At 61.6% G+C, this 19,954-nt stretch carries 10 protein-coding genes; 2 read left to right on the top strand and 8 right to left on the bottom strand.

Annotation, left to right across the window (positions count from 1 at the left end; all coding sequences use genetic code 11):
• Window positions 1-2 precede the first annotated feature (2 nt).
• On the bottom strand, window positions 3-1,646 hold the full coding sequence (locus N008_RS10370; RefSeq protein WP_044015789.1) for a T9SS type A sorting domain-containing protein: 1,644 nt from the start codon (window positions 1,644-1,646) through the stop codon (window positions 3-5).
• Window positions 1,647-1,766: 120 nt separating this feature from the next.
• On the bottom strand, window positions 1,767-4,586 hold the full coding sequence (locus tag N008_RS10365) for a TonB-dependent receptor (RefSeq protein WP_071884518.1): 2,820 nt from the start codon (window positions 4,584-4,586) through the stop codon (window positions 1,767-1,769).
• A 147-nt stretch (window positions 4,587-4,733) separates the two neighbouring features.
• Between N008_RS10365 and N008_RS10360 the strand changes: the two genes are divergently transcribed.
• Entirely contained in the window at window positions 4,734-5,633 is a 900-nt protein-coding gene (locus N008_RS10360; protein ID WP_044015787.1) for a YicC/YloC family endoribonuclease, read from the top strand.
• 325 nt (window positions 5,634-5,958) lie between these two features.
• Window positions 5,959-6,504 carry a DcrB-related protein gene (locus N008_RS10355; protein WP_156109206.1) on the top strand — a complete coding sequence of 182 codons (546 nt, stop codon included), beginning with the start codon at window positions 5,959-5,961 and terminating at the stop codon, window positions 6,502-6,504.
• A 130-nt stretch (window positions 6,505-6,634) separates the two neighbouring features.
• On the opposite strand, the gene N008_RS10350 is transcribed toward N008_RS10355, so the two are convergent.
• The 6 genes from N008_RS10350 to N008_RS10325 form a co-directional block, all read right to left on the bottom strand.
• Entirely contained in the window at window positions 6,635-8,008 is a 1,374-nt protein-coding gene (locus tag N008_RS10350; RefSeq protein WP_071884517.1) for a M28 family metallopeptidase, read from the bottom strand.
• Window positions 8,009-8,032: 24 nt separating this feature from the next.
• A complete protein-coding gene (locus N008_RS21590) occupies window positions 8,033-8,461 on the bottom strand; it encodes a VanZ family protein (protein WP_156109204.1) in 429 nt (142 codons plus the stop codon).
• Window positions 8,454-8,834 (bottom strand): glycine cleavage system protein GcvH, encoded by a 381-nt coding sequence (gene gcvH / locus N008_RS10340; RefSeq protein ID WP_044015783.1) that lies wholly within the window; start codon window positions 8,832-8,834, stop codon window positions 8,454-8,456. Before gcvH ends, N008_RS21590 begins: the two co-directional genes overlap by 8 nt.
• Before the next feature lie 161 nt (window positions 8,835-8,995).
• The gene (sprA, locus tag N008_RS10335; protein ID WP_231569673.1) at window positions 8,996-16,519 is read right to left on the bottom strand and encodes a cell surface protein SprA; all 7,524 of its coding nucleotides are present in this window, start codon (window positions 16,517-16,519) and stop codon (window positions 8,996-8,998) included.
• Window positions 16,520-16,686: 167 nt separating this feature from the next.
• Window positions 16,687-17,292: a Holliday junction branch migration protein RuvA gene (gene ruvA / locus N008_RS10330; RefSeq protein WP_044015781.1), complete on the bottom strand. Its 606-nt coding sequence runs from the start codon at window positions 17,290-17,292 to the stop codon at window positions 16,687-16,689.
• 271 nt (window positions 17,293-17,563) lie between these two features.
• Window positions 17,564-19,843, bottom strand: a complete 2,280-nt coding sequence (locus N008_RS10325) for an NADP-dependent malic enzyme (RefSeq protein ID WP_044015780.1) — start codon at window positions 19,841-19,843, stop codon at window positions 17,564-17,566.
• Window positions 19,844-19,954 lie beyond the last annotated feature (111 nt).

The raw sequence follows: 19,954 nt of genomic DNA, 5'->3' as shown, positions 1-19,954 counted from the left end.
TCTTACTTCGACACCACGAAGCGCACCGACTGCGTGCCGGCTTCGGTAGTGACGGCGGCCACGTACAGACCGGCGTTCAGCGAGGCGGGCAATTGCACCACTTGGCTACCGGCTGCAAACTTAGCGTCGGCTACCAAGGCCACTTGGCGGCCCGTCACGTCGAGCACACGCACCGTTACGGCGCCGGCTCTCTTCAGTTCAAATGAGAGCTTGGCGGCCCCTTCTGTAGGGTTAGGCGCCACGCTCAGGCTCTGGATCTGCTCGGCAGCCGCTTTGTTGGACAGCGTCTGGCCGGGGAGGTTGTAGCAGGTGGAGTTCGGGTTGAAGTTGGTCCAGCCCGCTGCCCAGTTGGTGGTGCCAAAAGCGCCGCGGTAGGCCACGTTATCAAAGAAGCCGCCACCCAGCTTGGCATCGGCGAAGGCCGCGCCGCTTACCAACGGCGAGGCAGCCGGCAGCACGAAGTTGGGCACGCCGTTCGGGGTGCCGTTGGTGTTGAGGGCGTTGAAGTTGTCGGCATTCAGGTTGAGGGCTGCAATAGTAGCCAGCGTGGTGTTGGCGCTGCCGGCTGCTTCCCAGAAGCCCTGCACGTTGTAAGTGCCGCCCGACTGCTGCGTGTAGGGCGTGGTGATGCCGGCCAGCACGTTGTTTTTCAGCACCAGCGCGCCGCTTGTGGCGTTAGCCTGAGCCCCCGAGCCGTCCAGCGTCAAACCCTGCGGCCAGCCGGTGAACACCGAGTTGAAGATGGAAATGGCGGTGTTGCGACGCAAGTGCATGGCGCGCGTGAACTGCGTTACGGCCGGCACGTTCTGCAGAAATGCGCTGACGTTGGAGAACACCGGCGCCGTCAGGGGCGTCAGGGCTGAGCCCTGTCCGTCATTGTCCGATTCGAAGGCAGTGGAGCCCGAAATGTCCGACTGCGCGGCGTCGCGCACGGTCACGGCATACTGCACTTTGCCCGTGAAGCCGAAGTCGGTGTCGAAGTCGTCGTCGGTGGCGGCTACGGCCACCAGGTGCTTGGCATTCACGGTGCCGCCAAACCACTCAAACGCGTCGTCGCCGGAGGCATATACCTGCACGTAGTCGATGATGGTGCCCGCGCCCACGCCGCCCAGCGTCAGACCGTTGATTTCATTGCCGGTGGTGAGGGCGATGCCGGGAAACTCGATGCGCACGTAGCGCAGGATACCGGAGTTGTCGTTGGGGTCGGTGCCACCGAAAGTACGGCCGGGGACGCCCTCAATTACCGGCGTGCCGGGCTGGTTGATGGGCGCGCGGCCCAGAATCACGATGCCGCCCCAGTCGCCGCGGTTGCGGCTGCCGGCGGGCTGGTTGGACGTAAACACGATGGGCTGGGCAGCCGTGCCGTCGGCAATAAGGCGCGAACCCTGCTCAATCACCAGCGTACCCAGGCCCGAGCCTTTAATAATGGTGCCGGGCTGAATAGTCAGTGTGGCGCCGTTGGTTACGTATACCCGGTCCGTAAGCAGGTACACGTTATTGCTGGTCCAGGTGGTGTTAGCCGAAATCGTCGCCGGGACCGTGATGGCCGTAGGTGCCGCAGGGCAGGTCGTTTGGGCCTGAGCCAGCGGAGCTACCGCTGCTACGGTGGTAAGCGCCAACAATATGGGGAGTACAAGCTTTTTCATGACGATACAAAAAGGATGGATGAGGAGGGTGCGACTTGGTGCTGCGAAGGTCTGAAACGATAACGCCCACCGGAGCACGGCGGGCGTTATCGTTTCGTTAGGAGCGTGTTACCTTATTGTTTAGAAATTGTAGATCAAACCCAGCGTGGAGTAGGTGCCGCGGCGGTAGTTGCCGAACGAGCCCCGCTCGTTCGAGCTGATCTTGCTGCTGTAATCGTAGTCGTAGAACTGGCGGAACGGCTGGTTGAGCAAATCCTGAATACCGGCCTTGATCTGCAGGTGCTCGCCTACGCCCTTGGTCACGGCCAGGTCAATAACGTGGCGCGGCATCTCAATCACCGAGAAGTTCTGGGTCTGGTCGCCGATGAAGGTGAAGCGCTGCCCGATAACGTTGTACTGGGCCGACACCTGCCACTTGGCATCCGTGTCCTGGTAGAAAGCGCCCACGTTCACCACGTATGGCGACTGGCCCTGCAGCGGCCGGCCCGACAGCGCGAAGCCGTTGTTGGCAGCGTTGTCGGCCAGCGTTACGCGGCTGTAGATCAGCGAAGCATTAGCCACAAATGACAGGCGCTGCAGAAAAGGATTTTCTGAAATATCAATTAGTCCTTTACGCACTTCCACTTCGGCACCAGCCACGTAGGCCTGGTCGGCATTCTGGTAGGTGCGCCAGAGCTGGGTGCTGGTCTGGTTGTAGGTCACCTGCTCGATGGCGTCGCGGAAGTACTTGTAGAACACCCCGAACGACAGCATCTCGGAGCGCGACGGGTAGAACTCGTAACGCAGGTCGCCGTTGTAGATCGTGGCCGTTTTCAGCGTCGAGTCGCCGAGGATGATGGAGTTGGTGGTGAAGTCGTAGTACTGATACGGCGCGATTTCGCGGAACTCGGGGCGGTTCACCGTCACGCTGCCGGCCAGGCGCAGCAACGACCGGTCGTTGAAGTTGTAGGTGGCGTTCAGCGAAGGCATCGGAATGGTGCGCACCTCCTTATAGTCGGCGGCCCCGTCGAGGCGGCGGCGGTTGTACTCCACGCGCACCCCACCCGAGAGATTGAACTTATCAGAGATGGGCGCTACCACGCCCACGTAGCCGGCCACCAGCGTATTGTCGGCGGTGTAACGGTCTTCGGGGCGGGTGCCTTCGTCAATCGTGAAGCCCGTTACGGCGTCCAGGTTCTGCGGCGCAAATATCTGGTCGATGGGCAAGCCCAGCAGGTCGGCGCGGTTGAAGCGCTGCCCCCGGATGAAGGAGAAGTAACGGTTGCGCAGGTCGCGCTCCTTATACTCGGCGTAGAAGCCAGCCCGCAGCTTGAACTGGTTGGCGCGGGTGGTGTCGCGGCCCGAGAAGCGGCGTTCCCACTGCCCGCTGCCCATATAGGTGTTTTCCTTGAGCGTAGAGAAGAAGCGGCTGGCCTCCGTGATATTGCCCTCGTTGGGGATGTTGACGGAGTAAGGCTGGTTGAACTCCAGGTTACGGGAGTTGGTGTAGCGGCTGTAGTCAGGCTCGTCGCGGAACACGTAGTTGTAGCCGCCTGACCACGATACCGTGGTATGCTCATTGGTGCCCAAGTCGTGCGAGCCCTGCAGCTGGCCCGAGTAGATGGTGCGGCTCTGGTAGTGCAAAGCGTAGTCGTCGCGCTCAAACCCGTCGCGGTTGGTGCCCGTGCGGTGCACTACCTCATCGGTGGCGTACTGGTTGAGGAAGTTGCGGAATTCAATTCGGTTACGGTTGTTGATGCGTGCCTGCCAGTTGTGGATGATGCCCAGCCGCATGCTGGTCAGGGCCCGCTCGTCATTATAGAGATAAGCAGCTGTGTTCTGCCCGGTGGCTTCGTCAATTTCCTTGATGTAGCGGTTGCGCTGGATCTGGTACTGCTCGTGCGTGTTGGAGTACGACAGCGACGTTACGTTGCTCAGATACACCGAGCCCAGTTCGAAGCGGCGGTTCAGCCCCAGCGAAGCCCGCAGGTCGGGCATGGCGCGCCCGATTTGGGGCAGCCAGGTAGTGCTCCGGAAAGAGCGGCTGATGGCCGTCAGCTGGTCGGCGGGCGTGGCGTTCTGGCCGCTGCGCTTTACCAAGCCGTCGGGCAAGCCGTCGGGTTGGGCGCGCTTGCCGTTGTCGAAGCCCAGCCAGTCGGTGCTGCTACGGGCGCTGGTCATGTAGTTGTTGCTGAACGTGGTGCCACTGCGCACCCAGCCCGAGAGGCTCAGGCTGGTGGAATTTTCCAGCACGCTGTTCTTGGTGTATACCTTCACCACACCGCCGCCCATCTCGCCCGGCAGCTCTGGTGAGCCCGACTTGAAAATCAGAACCCGGTCAATCACCGAGCTGGGCAGGATGTCAAACGAAAACGAGCGGGTGTCTACCTCGGCCGAAGGCGTGAGGGCATCGTTCAGCAGCACTGTATTGTAGCGCTCAGCCAGCCCCCGAATCACGATGAAGTTGTTGCTCTGGATGGTCACACCCGGAATGCGCTTCACCACTTCGGCCGCGTCGCGGTCCAGGCTTTTCACAATCTGGTCGTTGCTCATGCCGCTCACCACCACCTCGCTTTTCTTGAGGTCCTGGATCATGGCTACCTCGGTGCCGGTTTGCTTCTGGCCGGTCACGGTTACTTCGCCCAGGGCCGTGGAGTTTTCTTCCATCGAGCCATTGAGCGTAGTTGGCTGGCCGACCTTTACTTGTATGCCCGGAAACGTCAGCGGCTTATAGCCGATGTAGGTCATGGTGATGTTGTAGGTGCCGGCATCCAGCTTCAGCTCGTAGCGGCCTTCTACATCTACCGGGGCGGCCTGCGTAGTGCCCGTCACCAGCACCGTGGCTCCGATGACACCTTCACCGGTTTTTTTATCCACCACTTTGCCCACCAGGGAGCCTTGCTGAGCCAGCGCCAGTGTGCTAAACAACAAGCTGAAAATCAAGACTAAAAAACGGGGCATACAGGTAGTTTTTGTTTGCACTGCAAAGCTACCGGGAGCCTGTTATGCGAATATTGCGCGGGCGTTATGCTTATGTTACCTCGCAGGTAAGTATCTCACATTCTGAAACAAACCATTACTTTTGCGGCCGTTTTACCCTGTTCGTCTATGCTCCAGTCCATGACCGGCTACGGTGTCGCGCACCGCGACACCGACCGTTATTCCGCCACCGTCGAAGTTAAATCCCTGAACTCCAAGTCACTGGACTTAACTCTTCGGTTGCCACGCTTCCTCCAGGAAAAGGAACTGGAAATCCGGAACCTGGTAGCTAAGAGCCTGGTGCGCGGAAAGGTGAACCTGAACTTCGATTTTTTGCGGGTGCGCGCCACCGGCAGCCAAAGCACTGTAGTAAACCAACCCGTGCTGCAGCTGGCCTATGAAGAGCTGATGCAGCTAAGCGCCCGCACCGGTGCTTCGCTGGAGCAGCTCACGGCCATTGCCAAGGCCCTGCCCGGCGCCCTACGGCTCCCTACGGAGGCAGCCGCAGCTCCTATAGAGGAAGAAGACGAAGTAACATGGGATGAACTGCAGCCTTTGGTGCTGGAAGCTTTGGAACGCGCCAACGAATTCCGCCGCGCCGAAGGCCAGACGCTTACCACTGAAATCCTGAGCTACCTCGACAGCATCCGCATTCAGCTGGCCGAGATAGAGCGCCACGACCCGCACCGCGTGGAGCAGGTGCGCGAACGGCTCCGCTCCCACCTCGCTGACCTGGCCTCCAGTGAGCAGTTCAATGCCTCACGCTTCGAGCAGGAGCTGATTTACTATATCGAGAAGCTGGATATCGCCGAGGAAAAAGTGCGGTTGGTCAGCCATCTGCACTACTTCACCGAAACGGTCTATCTGCCAGAGCCCACCGGCAAGAAATTAGCGTTTATTTCGCAGGAAATCGGACGGGAAATCAACACCATCGGTTCCAAGGCCAATGACTCCATTGTACAACATTTGGTTGTGGGCATGAAAGAGGAATTGGAAAAGATCAAGGAGCAAATCAACAACATCCTGTAGCTGCGTCCCGCTCACACCACCCGGCAGTTTTGAACTTTGGCAATAAAATCCTGCATAGGATTATTGCTATAAACAACTGATATTTTCAGGCGAGTTGAAATTAAGTTTTTCTTTCTTTTCGCTGTTTTTTGCCCGAATAAGTATCCTAAGCACACAACAGAGCCACTTTCCGGCGAACTGTGTTAATCCGGGATAATTATTTTTTTCACAAATCATTTGCTACTCAGGGTTTCCTGCGTAAATTGTGTTATCCGAACAGACTACCTGATGATCAGTCTGTCGTAAAAACCTAAGTTGATTTTCATCTTTTTTCAGCCCCATGTATATGAAAAAAGTAATACTCTTGCCGGTTTCTTTGTGCCTGATGCTGCTGCTGACGGCTTTTCGTCCTTTCGCTGAGGTTGAACTGATCAAGAAGCGTGTGCTCAGCGAGCGGGTTGAAATCCTGATTCCGAAAGGATTCGAGGTGATGAGCGAGCAGCAGATGGACTTTAACTACGCTAAAGCCCAGAGCCGCCCGAGCGTTATCTACACCAACAGCAAGGAGGCCAGCATCTCCTTCACCTACACCGACAATACTGCCGATCAGGACATGATTGACATGTATGCCGACAACTTCTACAAGACCTACTCCAAGCAGTTCAAGGAGGCCAAATGGTTTGCCAACGGCGTGAAGGAAGTAAGCGGCCGCAAAGTGGGCTACCTCGAGCTGATGAAGCCTGAGCTGGGCCACGAGGTATACCAGCTGATCTTCTTCACTGATGTGGAAGGCAAGCTGCTCATGTGCACCTTCACCTGCGCCGACCGCCAGAAGCCGGAGTGGGAAACGGTAGCCAAGCAGATCATGAGCTCGTTCAAAACGAACGGCTAAGCCCTCACTGCTTTCCAGCAGTTGAAACTCCTGCAACCACTGGCCCAGCGCCAGTGGTTGCAGGAGTTCTCTTTTGTAGCCTATTGAGTGTGGACAACAACCTATAGTGGCGGACTGCAGCCGCCAATAGCTATTGCGCAGATCTGCCGCCCAATTCATCCAGAAACTCGCGGAGCAGTCCGAATAGATTGGGGAAAGCGGTGAGCGGCAGCGGGGCGGCCTGGTCCTGCACGTCGTGGTAGGCGGTGGGGCCGCCGCGGGTGTAGAGGAAGAAGGCGGGCACACCGCGCTCGGAGAAGGGGAAATGGTCGGAGTTGGCGGCCGGGCCGCGGGCGGCCAGCCCGGGCAGGGCCTGGCGGCGGGCGTTGAGGGCCTGCAGCCGGGCAAATTGCGCGGGCAGGGTGCGGCCATTCACTACGGTAGCGCCTTCCGAGCCGGTGCCCACCAAATCGAGGTTCAGCAGGAAGCGGATGCGGGCCAGCGGTACCAGCGGGTGCTCCACGAAGTAGCGCGAGCCCAGCAGCCCGGCTTCCTCGGCCCCGAAGGCCAGAAACACCACCGAATAGGCCGGCCGGTTTTCGGGGCGGCTGTAGTGGGCGGCCAGCTCCAGGAGCATGGCCGTGCCGCTGGCGTTGTCGTTGGCACCGGGGAAGTAAGTGCGGGCACCCATGCGGCCCAGGTGGTCGTAGTGCGCCGTGACCACCAGAAACGAGTCGGGCTGCAGGCGGCCGGGCACGAAGCCTACGATGTTCTGGGTGGGATACTGCGGCTTGAGCTCGGCGTCTACGCGCGCCTCCACCGTCGCGGCAAGGTTGCCAGGCCCCCGATATTCCGCTTGGCGCCACACTGAGTCCAGCACCTGCAGCCGCATCTGCGGAACCTGCTCTGAGGCCAGTGACGCCGTGAGCTTCGGCACCAGGGTCAGGCGCAGGGCGGCGGAATCGAGGTGCTGGCGGAGGGGCTGGGGCAGCTGGGGCAGGCGGCGCTCGTCGGCGGCGCGCAGCACGTAGCCGCCGGCGTACCAGCGGCGGCGCAGCAGCTGTTGCTGGGCGGCGGCATCGGTGAACACCAAGGTATCGAGGCGGACGATGGGCACGGCGGAGAAAGGGCCACCCACGTGCCCGCTGCCGGAATTGGGGGCGGCAATAAACTCCGTACCGGCGCGCAACGGCCGCGAATGGCCGAACACCGGAAAGCGCAGCATGCCCAGACTCAGCTCCAGCTTCAGCCGGCCCGGAAACGTGTTAATATCGAGCGTGAAGGACTGCGTGTAGTCGGGGGCCAGCGGCTGCAGACCCAGCTCCTGAAAACGCCGGCGCAGGTACGCGGCGGCCTTCTGCTCGCCCTGGCTCACGTAGCCGCGGCCGTGCATGGCGGGGGCCGTGAGGGTTTCGATGGTGCGCCGCACGCGGGGCATATCCTGCGCCACGGCCGTTCCTGAAAACAGCGCCAGCACGACAACTGCCAGCACTATACTGCTACGGTTCTTCGGAGAGTGAGTCATCGGCCAAACAGTTGAACGGGCGGGCTACTGCCACCAGCGGCGGGTGGCGTAGGCCAGCCCCAGGCCAATAGCCGCTCCCAGCGCGTCGCTGATGGCGTCGGACCACTCGCCGTGGCGGCCCAGGGCCATGGTTGTCTGCAGCAGCTCAATCAGCAGGCCAAAGGCCACGCAGCCCAGCAGCACTACCGTGTAGGCGTGCCGCCGCAGCGCCGGCCACCGGGTCTGGCGCCGCGCCGAAAACACCACCAAGGCGGCCAGCACCACGAATACGCCCGCGTGGGCCGCCGTATCGAAGGATATCAGCTCCCAGGGCGGCACCACCGGCATATCGGCGGAGGGCGTGAGGGTGAGCACCAACACCAGCGCCGCCCAGGCCAGCGGCAGGCCCACAAGGGGCCGGCGGCGAGGCCTGGGCGGCGCGGATTGTTGGGTCAGACCGGGAAGGCTAGGCACCTACCAGCTCGCCGTATACTTCGGCCGACAGCAGCGAGTCCAGCTCCGAAGGGTTGGCAATCGACATTTTCACCATCCAGCCGTCGCCGTAGGGGTCGGAGTTGACGGTTTCGGGGCTGCCGTCGAGCTGGCTGTTGATTTCCAGTACGGTGCCAGTAATGGGGCTGAACAGGTCGGAAACGGTTTTCACGGCTTCCACGGTGCCGAAGACCTCGTTCTGGGCAACTTCCTTGTCGAGCGTGTCGATGTCAACATACACGATGTCGCCAAGCTCTTTCTGGGCGTGGTCGGTGATGCCGATGTAGGCAACGTCACCTTCCACACGAATCCATTCGTGCTCTTTCGTGTACTTCAGGTCAGCGGGCAGATTCATAACAGTGCGGGGGTTGGGAAGAAGAGGAAGAAGCCGGGCAGCGCCGCGGCCGCTCAAAAGTAGCAGTTTAATGGTTGAATTGTTTAATGGCTGAATGGCTAACCGTGCAGGAGTTTGTTGAGCCACCAGCCATTCAGCCATTAAACAATTCAACCATCAACCTACTGCGACAGGCTGTAGCGGAGCTGCAGACCGCCTTCGGTGGTGGAGTTCTTGAACGAGTTCTGCACGCGCGGGTCCGTGACGGTGCGAGCGAAGAAGAACTGCAGGTTCAGGCGCTGGTTGAGCACGTAGTCGATGGTGGGGCGCAGCTGCATCTGGCGGGTGCCGTTGGTGGTGAGGCCGCGGGACCGGCCCACGAAGGGCGCATTGCCGGTGGGGTCGTTGGGGTCCACCACATCTTCGATGCTGCGCTGGATGGTGGTGTTGTCGCGGATGCTCAGGTCGAGGCGGGCGGTCAGCTCGTTGCGCAGGATGCGCTGCTCGCCGCCGACGCGGAAGGGCAGCTTGAAGCGGTTGGTGGCGTAGCCGAAGCCAATCACCAGTTCCTGGGTGTGCAGCTCCGTTACCTGGGCGTTGGTGGTGTTGAGGCCGATGGCCCGCTCGGTGCGCAGCTCCACGCGGCCCGTAATCTTCTCCAGCGTCTGGAAATTCACGCCAATCAGCGGCGAGAGGCGCTCCGCAATGCTCACCTGCCCGATGATGTAGTACGGAATGTACTGGCCCGAGGCGTTGGTGATGGTGCTCAGGCCCTGCGGCTCAGCATCGTAACCGGAGGCCGTGGTGTAGCCCGCCACCGTGTACACCGACGAGTAGGCGTGGGTAAGCGAGATAGACCGGAAGTAGCGCTTCACGAAGGGCAGCTCGGCCAGGCCGTTGTAGTCGACGCGCCAGTTAGGAATGGGTAGCAGCTCGAACGGCTTGAACTTCTCGGCCTTGTAGCCATCCGACGACTTGCCGCGGTAAGCATCCAGGAAGGCCGGAATCAACACGTCCTGCGAGTTGTAGCCGTAGGTGCCCGTGCCGGTGGTATTGGCCAACGCCAAGCGTTCCTGTACGATACCCCGGTTCTGCACAAACTGGTCGAACGCCTTGGAATCCTCGCCCTTTTTGCTTCGGTCACCGAACAACGTCCGGACGCTGATGAACGAGGTGCTGAACGTACCGGAGCCCAAGTCTTGGCGCGGGGCCAGCCCGCCGGTGGGCTGTAGGCTCACTTCATCAATAGCGTTGCGGTAGAACACTTCCCGGTTGCGGGCCAGCTGGCGGCGGCCTTCCAGCTGAATGTTGAAGTCGCGGAAGGGCTCCAGCGAAGTGCGCAGCACCAGGTTTTCGGTGAGCAGCGAACTGATGGGCGTGTTCAGGAACTGGCTCTGGTCGGTGTACCAGCCGCGGCTGGCGGCGCGGTTGTAGAGCGCATCCAGGTCGTACTGCTTGCCCAGCAGGAAGGGCACGCCCGGCGCGTCGAAGTCGGAGTTCATGCCGAAGAAGCGAGTGCGGGGCAAGTAGCCGGGCAGCAGCGTGCCGTTGGAGCGGGTGTAAGTGAAGTTCAGCGAGCGGGCCGTCATCAAGGACCGAAGCACTGCCTTCAGGAAGCGCAGTTCGGGGCCTTTAGCAGTGTCGGCCGGAGCCTCCGTCTGGCCAATGGCAGCGGCACGGTCGAGGGCCGCGGGCAGGCCGGGGCGGCGCTTGCCGGTGCTGGCTTCGTTGGCGCCGGGGGCCGGGGCGTTGTTGATGATGTTGAGGAAACGCACCTTATTGTAGAGCTTCACCAAATCAATCTTGCCGTTGGCACTCAGCTCGCCGTTGTTCTGGATGGTGTTGCCCAGGTTGAGCTTGGCGGTGGTGGTATCGGTGGGGTCGGGCGAGCCGTTGGGCAGGAACCGCACCGGGGCCGGGGCCCGCAGCGCTGTGGAGGCCGCCTGCCAGGTGTAGTTGGCGGCGTAGCGCGCATCCGCCGACAGCCAGTCGGTGAGCGGGAACTTGTCGAGGGGCAGGCGGTAGGTCAGGGCCACCGTCTGGTTGAAGTTGGTGGTGCGGCCGCCGCGGCGGAACAGGTTTTCGCGCAGCTGCCGGCGGTTCTCCTGGGCCTCCGGCGAGTCGCCAATGGTGCGGCCCTGGCCTTCGTCAATCACTGCCCGGTTGTTGGCGGTGTAGTCGATGGTCAGCGCCTTGGTGAGAGCCCACTGCAGGTCGTAGATGCGGTTGAAGTAGAACGACTTCTGGAACACGCCCGGAATGCCGTTGGTGGTGGGCAGCTGGCCCGGCTCCAGCACGCGCTGCAGGAACCGCTCGTTGTAGCGCCGGTCAATATCTGCCCGGAACGAGAAGCGGGTAGGCAGCGGCGTGAAGTTCACGTCCTGGAAAATCTTCAGGTAGGGGTTGTCCAGGGCCTTGATCTTGGCCAGCGGGGTGTAGGTTTTGGGCGTGAGCTGGTAGAGGTAGGCCAGCGCGCCGGTGTAGGTGCGGGTGTAGTCCCGATCGGTGCGGATGTCGGTGTGGGTGCGCTCCGTGATGGAGTAGCTGGCCGCGAAGTTCTCGATGTCGTAAGGCATCGGCTTCTTCTCGGGGTTGGTGCGCTCCTTGCGCACATTCAGCACCGAGATGCTGCGGCTGGTGGTCTGGTCGATGACTTCCTTGCGGTACTCGGCCTGCTTCTCCGCATCAATGGAGTTGTCGGGATTCCTGAATTTGTTCAACGACTGCTCCAGGCGAGTATCGGGGTCGAGCGGGTCGTACTCGGGGGCGCGGGTTTCATTGCCGGCCTGCACCAGCACCGGAATCCGCAGGCCCAGCTTCTCGGGGAACAGCTTGTCGGCAGCCACCGTGGCATTCACGTCGCCGCGGGTGATGCTTTCCAGGGAGCGTTGCTGCAGCTTGTCCTGCAGGCCGCCGAAGCCCACCGAGGTGTAGCTGCCGGTGGCCGTGATGTTGGCTAGGTCGGCGAGCTTGGTGTTGAAGCGGGCGGTAGCGGCCCAGCCGTTCTGCTTGTCGAAGTCGAACACCCGGAACTCATCGGCCCAGAGGCAGAACGACTTGGTGTTGCCGTCGTTGGTGGGGTTAAACAGGCCAATCATAGCGCCCTGCACCGCGCTCAGGTCGGGGTTGCCATACACCGTGATGCTGGTGCCGTTGGCGAAGGTTTTGGTGTAGGGGCCGGTGTAGCTGGCCGTGCCTTGGTTTACGGCAAGGTTGCGCTCAGCCTTCACATCAATGAAAGTCTGCAGTGAGAGTTGGATTTCGTTGGCCGTGGGCCAGATTTCGGCCTGGGTGGTAGCGGTGCGCGGCGTAATTTGCAGCGGCAGGCGGTACTCGTAATAGTTTTGGTTGTAGTCGGTGCCGAGGCGCACGAAAGCTTGGACTTGTCCGTCGCGCACGTTGTCGTCCTCGCTTTCGGCGTGCAGGAACAGGCGCAGCTGCTTGTAGCGCAGCAAACTCAGGTTGATGTTCTTGTAGGCGGCCTGCCCGAAACCGTCGCGGAGCTGATCTACGCACAGGCGCAGGCTTTGCTCGTTCTGCTGGCGGTTCACGGTGCCGGAGCCGTACTCTTTGTCGCGCTGAATGTTGGGCGGCAGCACGTACGGAATAGCACCTTTCGCGCCATCTATGGCCGGACCGTTTTCCTCCAGGCTCACGGTGCTGATGTTAAACGAGCGGGCCGCGTCGCCGCAGTTCAGGCAGGGCTGGCTGGTTTCCGAAATCGGCTGCAGGTAGCGGCGCCACTGGTTGGCAATGAACTGGGGCTGCACCATGCGCAGCACCACGGGCTGCTGCCAGCCCGTGAGGTACATGCGCAGAAACCGGATGCTTTTGAAGCCGAACGGCTGCCCATCGGCACTGCGCACGGCGCTGTACTGGCGGATCGGAATGCGGAACTGGTACCAGTTCACCTGGTCGCCGTTGACGGACTTGGTGATGCGGTCCACCACGTAGTTGTTGCCCACGGCAATGTCGCCGGGTCTGGCGCCCAGCTCCAGCTGGTACTCGTAGTAGCGCTCCGTTTCCGAGATGACGTTGTCGCGGTTCAGGTCTTCCTTATCGGGGAAAGCCGTGGACGAGAGCTGGCTGTTTTCCTGCGAGTTGCCTTCTAGGCCGTTGTACTGCTTGTAGCGGCCCAGCAGCTTCACGTCGTTCTGGTCGTAGAACGGGTCGAGGTGGTGGCGGAAGTTGTCGCCGGAGGGGTCGGCGTAGGCTTTGTTGAAGAAAGCCGTTTCCTCGGTGTCGGTCAGGCCGTCGAGGCCCACGTCCTGGCGGGCGCGGCCGCCGGGGGCGTTGCTGAAGGCGTCGGTCAGGAATTGCTGGCGCGTCACGCGGCCCCAGGGCGTCGGGCGCACGTCGGTAGCCAGGCCAGCATCGTCGGTGGGCAGGCCGTTCTCAAACTCGTACTGGTTGTTGTCGCGCAGCACGTCCTCGCTCACGTTGCCCAGGTTGATGACCAGACGGCCGCCGGTGGTGTTGTTGACGGGCGGATTCTCGCTGTCGTTGATTTCGCCCCGGCGGCCGGCAATGAACGGATCCATCAGCCAGAACTCCAGGTACTCCACGTTGGCGTTGTCGAAGTCGGTATCGAAGGTGATTTCGCGCGAAATGGCGCCGAAGGTCTGCGGCGCTAGGGCAGTCGGCAGCGTTTTGCCGTCGGCCCCGATGGCGGGGTTGTAGTTGTAGGGCCCGCGCTCCGAGGGGTAGTAGGCCATGTCCAGCGAGTACTCGAAGCCGTTGCCGGTGGTGCCCAGGTCGCGGTTCGGGAAGATTTCGTTGCGCTGGATGCCGCGGGTGTAGTGGTTTTCCAGCTCGGCCGTGCCGATGTTGTCCGGCACGTTGGGCCCGTCGGTGTAGTAGCTCTGGTCGATGGAGTACCAGGCCAGCTTGGCGCGGCGGTAAGCCGAGGTGATGTCGTTGGCGTCGAAGTTGGGGAAGGTGCGGGGCGTGGAGCCCAGGCGCCACGCCACCGCCGAGTTCAGGCCGCCCAGCGTGTAGGGCGTGCGCGCATTCTCGAAGTCGTCGAGGTAGCTCACGCCGTTTTCGCCGTTGCCCAGCTGCGACTTGCCCGGCAGCAACTGCGCAAACTCGCCACTAAAGGCCACCGACGACGGCTCCTTGGTGGAGATGAACGGCAGCATATCCAGGTACTTGGTGAGGGCGCGCGAGTCGCGGCGCATGTTCACGTCGAAGCCGTAGATGGTGTTGTTGCCCGGTTCGTCGCCGATATTCACGCGGTTGATACCCGGCGCCTGGTTTTCGCGCAAGTGCAGCACCGTGGCCCCGAAGTTCACGTCCTGGTTGAGGCGGTAGTCGAAGCGGGCCCCGAGCAGGCGGCGCGGCTGCACCTGCACCAGTGCGTTTTTCTCGAACTCCACCCGCAGCTCGTTGGCCGAGTTGAGGTAGGCCGGGTTCAGGATTTTCACCTTGGCCTGGTCGTAGAACACCTGGTAGTCGCGGCCTTCTTCCAGCAGCACCGAGCCGGCGCGCACCCGCACCGAGCCCACCGCAATGCCCAAACCGGGCAGCGTAATCTCGTCGGTGGCGGTGGCCTGGAACCGGCCGCGCAGCACAAACTTGTCTTTCTCGGTCACCTGCTGGGCGTCGCTCTGCACCTGGTTGTAGAGGGCGTCGTAGACGTACTTGCGGGCCAGCAGCCGCTCGTTGGCGGGGTCCGAGCCAGGCGTCACGCCCAGCGTATCAAACTGGCTGCGCAGGTAGCTACCGAAGGGCTCCACCACCGGGAATATCACCTTACCCAGCTCCGGGTCAATGGTGATGCCGGGGAAGAAGTCGAAGTTGCCGTCGGCGTTCTGGTCGTTGTTGGGGTTTACGTTGTCGAGGTTGAGCACCTCAATCAGCGGGCGATTCTGGATGCGGGCGCCTTCCTTCAGCGAAATCAAATCCACACCCGTCACGTCGTCCTTGTAGACAATCTGCAGCTGGAAGTTGTCCCGGTTGAGCTGCGAGGCATTCAACGGGTACACGTTCTTCATCATCAGGTCCCAGGTGGGCAGGTTCCGGGTGAGCAGGTTCAGGTTCTGCGGGTTCTGGCTGGGGTCGGCTAGGCCCACGGCGGGGTTAGTGGCCTTCAACATCTTCAGAAACACCACTTCGTCCTGGCTGCGGTTGCCGTAGTCGTTCACCACCTCCCCTACTTTGTAGGTGCGGCCGTTGTAGAGGTACTCGTAGCTGACGCCCAGCACCTGCTCGGGCAGCAGCTGGGTGTTGAGGCTCAGGTAGCCCAGCTGAGCATTAAAGGTGTACTCGCGCGGGTCGAGCTTGCGGGCCCGCACGTGCTCGAAGTCCACGTTTTTCACCAGCGGCTGGCCGGCCACGTTGCCGCCGCTCAGGTAGTTGTCCACGGTCAACTCGCCGCGGGCCTGGGCGTTGGGCAGCAGCAGCTGCTGGAGCTGGTTGTTGGTGTTGTTGGCGGCGACGGTGGGCAAGGTGCCGGGTAGCAGCAGCGGGCTGCGGTACACGCGGCTGGCTTCGCCCAGGTCCATGAGCGGCACCACGTTGCGCAGGTTGTCGCTCTGGCGGTTGTCGTTGGTGACCCACACTTCCAAGTAGCGGATTTCGATGCCGCTCTGCACGGTGGGCAGGTTGCGCAGGGCCAGGTTGTACCGGTCGCGGAAGAACTGGCTCAAGAAGAAGTGCCGGTCTTTCTCGTACTGGCTGGCCTTGAGCTCAAACTGCCGGCTCTGGCCGCCGTTCTGCACGCGCACCTCGTCGGCCTGGCCGCGCAGAGTGCTGGCCACGGCCGTCACGCTCATGCGCCCGAACTGCAGCTGGGTTTTCACCCCGAACAGGTTCTGCCCGCCCACAATCAGCGAATTATTCAGCGGCAGACTCACGTTGCCGAGGTCTACCTTCCGGATGATGTCCGTGTCGAAGCCCGTGTAGTCGAGCTTCATGTTGTTTTCGAAGTCGAAGGCGGCCTTGGTGTCATAGTTGAAGTTCAGGCGCACCTTCTCCCCGATCTGGCCCGTCAGGTTGAGGTTCATGTTCTGGTCGAACTGAAACTCGCCGATGCGCTGCTGCCGGAGCGTGAGCGTGGGGTTTTGGTTGCGGTTGAAGCGCGCCCCCATCCGGATAGTGACTGCGCCGGCCGGCCGGATGTCGACGTAGGAGCCACCGAAGATACGGTCGGCCATGGGGCCGAGGTAAATCTTGGGGATCAGGCGGCGCGAGGCGGCCGAGCCGGAGTCGCCAACGACGCCCCCGGCCGAACGATTTCGGAAGTAGTCTCGTACAGCCTGTTGTTGCTGCCAGCGCGAGTACTCCTTGAAGGTAAGGCGGCTGGGGTCGCGGAAGTCCACGTCCTCCCCAATCCGCTCCTCCACATCAAAATACTGCAGGCTGTCGTCGGGCGTGATGACCTGCTGCACGTTGCCGGGCAGGGGCAGCACCAGCGGCGAGCGGCGGCGCTGCGGCGAAAACGGCGTGCCCACCCTGTCGGAAGGCGCCACGCGGGGCCGGCGGCTGGAACGGTAGCGGCTGGTGTCGGGCAGGGCCGTGCGCGGCGTATCGGGCCCGGGCATCAGCCAGGGCCGGGCCTCGCTGGTTTCGGGGAGCCACGCCCATAGCTGGCGCAGCGAAAAAGCGGCCGACCCGGCAGTTTCGGCCTGCGACCACCAAGCACCCAGCAACGACGCGAAAACAACAGCAACGGAGGCAGTGAGGGACTTCTTACCGGAGTTCAAGTGCTACAAATAAAAAAGGATGCAGGTGGCGTTAAGAATTGAGTATCAAGTAGAGAGTATGAAGCAAGGGTAGCTGGCGAAAGCAGAGCAGGCAACAGCCAGGCTCCGTACTCTGTATTCCCTACTCTACACTCACTACTTCATACTCCATACTAACTACTCAATACTTAATTGGACTTAAGAGCAAACTTAATCAATTCCTCCACGCTCAGGTCGTTGCCATAGCGCTTCTGAATCTGGTCAAGATTCTTCTCGGCGGCGGCGCGGGCAAAGCCCAGCGTCACTAAAGCCGACAACGCCTCACTGCGGCTGGTATTGTGTGCCCGGGCCAGCGGTACGGTATCTACTCCGGCTTTGGCCAGCAGCTCGTCTTTGCGCAGCTTGTCGCGCAGCTCCAGAATCACGCGCTGCGCCGTTTTGGGGCCCACGCCTTTGATGCTCTGGATGGCGCGCACGTCCTCGTTCACGATGGCCTGGCGGATTTCGCCCACGCTCATGCTGCTCACCATCACGATGCCCGTGCCCGGCCCGATGCCCGACACCGAAATCAGCTGCATGAACAGCGCTTTCTCGCTGGGGTCGAGGAAGCCGTAGAGCGTGTGGGCGTCTTCCTTGATGTGCTGGAAGGTGTAGAGCTTGGCCTTGTCGCCCTCGGCGGGCAGCTTGCTGAACGTGCTGAGCGAAATGCGCACCTCGTAGCCGATGCCGCTCACGTCGAGAATGGCTTGGGCGTGGTCTTTGTAAGCGAGCTTTCCTTCGATGTAGGCAATCATATGTGGAGCGTAGAAGCTGGGGAACTTAGGTGGTAGGGCAACACCAGCAGCTGGGTTTTCTATCCCGCAACTGATGGCATTATTGGCGGAATAAATTACGCGTTGCGGCGTCCTGCAGGAAGGCGGAAAACTGGCGGCAAGTGCGAAGCCCGGCAGGACAAAAGAACGTCATGCGGGCTCGCTCTGGCAAGTTCAGCATGACGTTCTACAGACCTTAAGCAATCTGTTGCTATTCTTTTACTTATCTGGCTTCAGCACGCCAACAACCCGGCTACAAGCCGCGGTTGGTCTGGCTTTGCTGGGCGTCGACGACGGCAATGGAGGCCATGTTCACGATTTCGCGGACGGAGGCACCCAGCTGCAGAATGTGCACCGGCTTGCGCATGCCCATCAGCACCGGCCCGATTACCTCGGCACCCCCGATTTCCTGGAGCACTTTGTAGGCAATGTTGCCGCTAATCACGTTCGGGAAGATGAGCGTGTTGGCGCCGCCCTTTTCGGCCAGCTCCGAGAACGGGTACTGCTCGCGCAGCAGGTCGGGGTTGAGGGCCGTGTTGGCCTGCATCTCACCGTCCAGAATCAGCTCGGGGTAGCGCTTTTTGGCCAGCTCGGTGGCGCGGCGGGCCTTGTCGGGCAGCTCGCCGGGGTTGGAACCGAAGTTGGAGTAGCTGATAACGGCCACCCGCGGCTCGGCGTCGAAGAAGCGTACGGCCTCGGCCGTGAGGCCGATGATGTCCACCATTTCCTCGGCCGTGGGGTCGATGTTGACGGTGGTATCGGCGAAGAAGAACGGGCCTTTCTTGTGCTGGATGATGTACATGGAGGCCACGCGCTTCACGCCTTCTTCCACCCCAATCACCTGCAGCGAGGGCACAATACTCTTGCCGTAGTCTTTGGTGAGGCCGGTGATGAAGGCATCTGCCTCGCCGGTTTCCAACATCATCGAGCCGTAGTAGTTCCGCTCGCGCAGCAGGCGGCGGCCTTCGTAGAGCGTGATGCCGCGGCGCTGCCGCTTCTGGTAGAGCAGGTTGGCGTACTCTTCACGCTTGGCGTCTTCCTCCAGAATATCAATGATCTGGCAGCCGTGCAGGTCCAAGTTGTTGGCTTGGGCAATGGTTTCCAGCTTTTTGCGGTTGCCGAGCAGGATGGGCACCGCAATGCCCTCATCAAACAGAATCTGGGCCGCTTTGAGGATCTTGTAGTTGTCGGCTTCGGCAAACACCACGCGCTTGGGGTTGGCGCGGGCCGCCGACGTGATGCGGTTCATCAGCTTCTGATTTACGCCGAGGCGGCCGCGCAACTCGTCTTCATAGGCGGTCCAGTCCTCGATGTTGCGGCGGGCCGAGCCGCTTTCCATGGCGGCGCGGGCCACGGCCGGGCTCACCGTCGTGATGAGGCGCGGGTCGAGGGGCTTGGGAATGAGGTAGGTGCGGCCGAAGGCCAGCGTGTTGTCGCCGTAGGCGCGGTTTACCATGTCCGGCACGGGCTCCTTGGCCAGGTCGGAAAGGGCGCGCACGGCGGCCAGCTTCATGGCCTCGTTGATTTCGGTGGCCCGCACGTCCAGCGCCCCCCGGAAAATATAGGGGAAGCCGAGTACGTTATTTACCTGGTTGGGATGGTCAGAGCGGCCGGTGGCCATAATCAGGTCGGGGCGGGTAGCCAGGGCCAGCTCGTAGGCAATTTCGGGCGTGGGGTTGGCCAGCGCGAATACGATGGGGTTGTCAGCCATCTTCAGCAGCAGCTCGGCGGGCAGCACGTTGGCCGCCGAAAGGCCCAGGAACACGTCGGCGCCTTCCATGGCCTCGGCCAGCGTGCTGACGGGGCGGCTGGTGGCGAAGTGCATCTGCAGCGGCGCCAGGTCGGTGCGGCTGGCGTTGATGACGCCGTCCTTGTCGAACACCACCACGTTTTCCAGTTGGAGGCCCAGCGCCAGGTACAGGCGCAGGCAGCTGATGGCCGCCGCACCCGCGCCGCTCACCACCAGCTTGATGTCCTCGATGCGCTTGCCTACCACCTCCAAGCCGTTGAGCAGCGCCGCCGACGAAATGATAGCCGTGCCATGCTGATCGTCGTGCATGAGCGGGATGTTCATCTTGTCGCGCAGCTCGGTCTCGATGCGGAAGCACTCCGGGGCCTTGATGTCCTCCAGGTTAATACCGCCGAACGTAGGCTCCAGGGCCTTCACGATGCGGATGAACTCGTCGGGGTCGGTGGCGTCGATTTCGATGTCGAAGCAGTCGATGCCCGCAAATTTCTTGAACAGTACGCCCTTGCCTTCCATCACCGGCTTACTGGCGGCCGGCCCGATGTTGCCGAGGCCCAGCACGGCCGTGCCGTTGCTGATAACGGCCACCAGGTTGCCCTTGGCGGTGTATTTATACACGTCGTCGGGGTTCTGGGCAATGGCCAGGCAGGGCTCGGCTACGCCCGGCGAGTAGGCCAGCGCCAAATCCAGCTGGGTGCTGACGGGCTTGGTGGGCACTACCTCAATCTTGCCGGCGGGGCTTTGGGAATGGTAGTCGAGGGCGTCCTGCTTGTTGATTTTGAGCATGAGTCGGATTCCAGGGTGAAACGCCGCCGCCGAGGCCGCAGCATAGGCAAGTTGGGGCCAAATCCGCCGGAATCAAAGTTTAGGCAACTCGTCTGTTATTGCGGCCAGACA

Source organism: Hymenobacter sp. APR13, from assembly GCF_000737515.1.
Lineage (GTDB): Bacteria > Bacteroidota > Bacteroidia > Cytophagales > Hymenobacteraceae > Hymenobacter.
The sequence above is the reverse complement of the archived record's forward strand: the minus strand, read 5'-3'. Positions and strand labels throughout refer to the sequence as shown.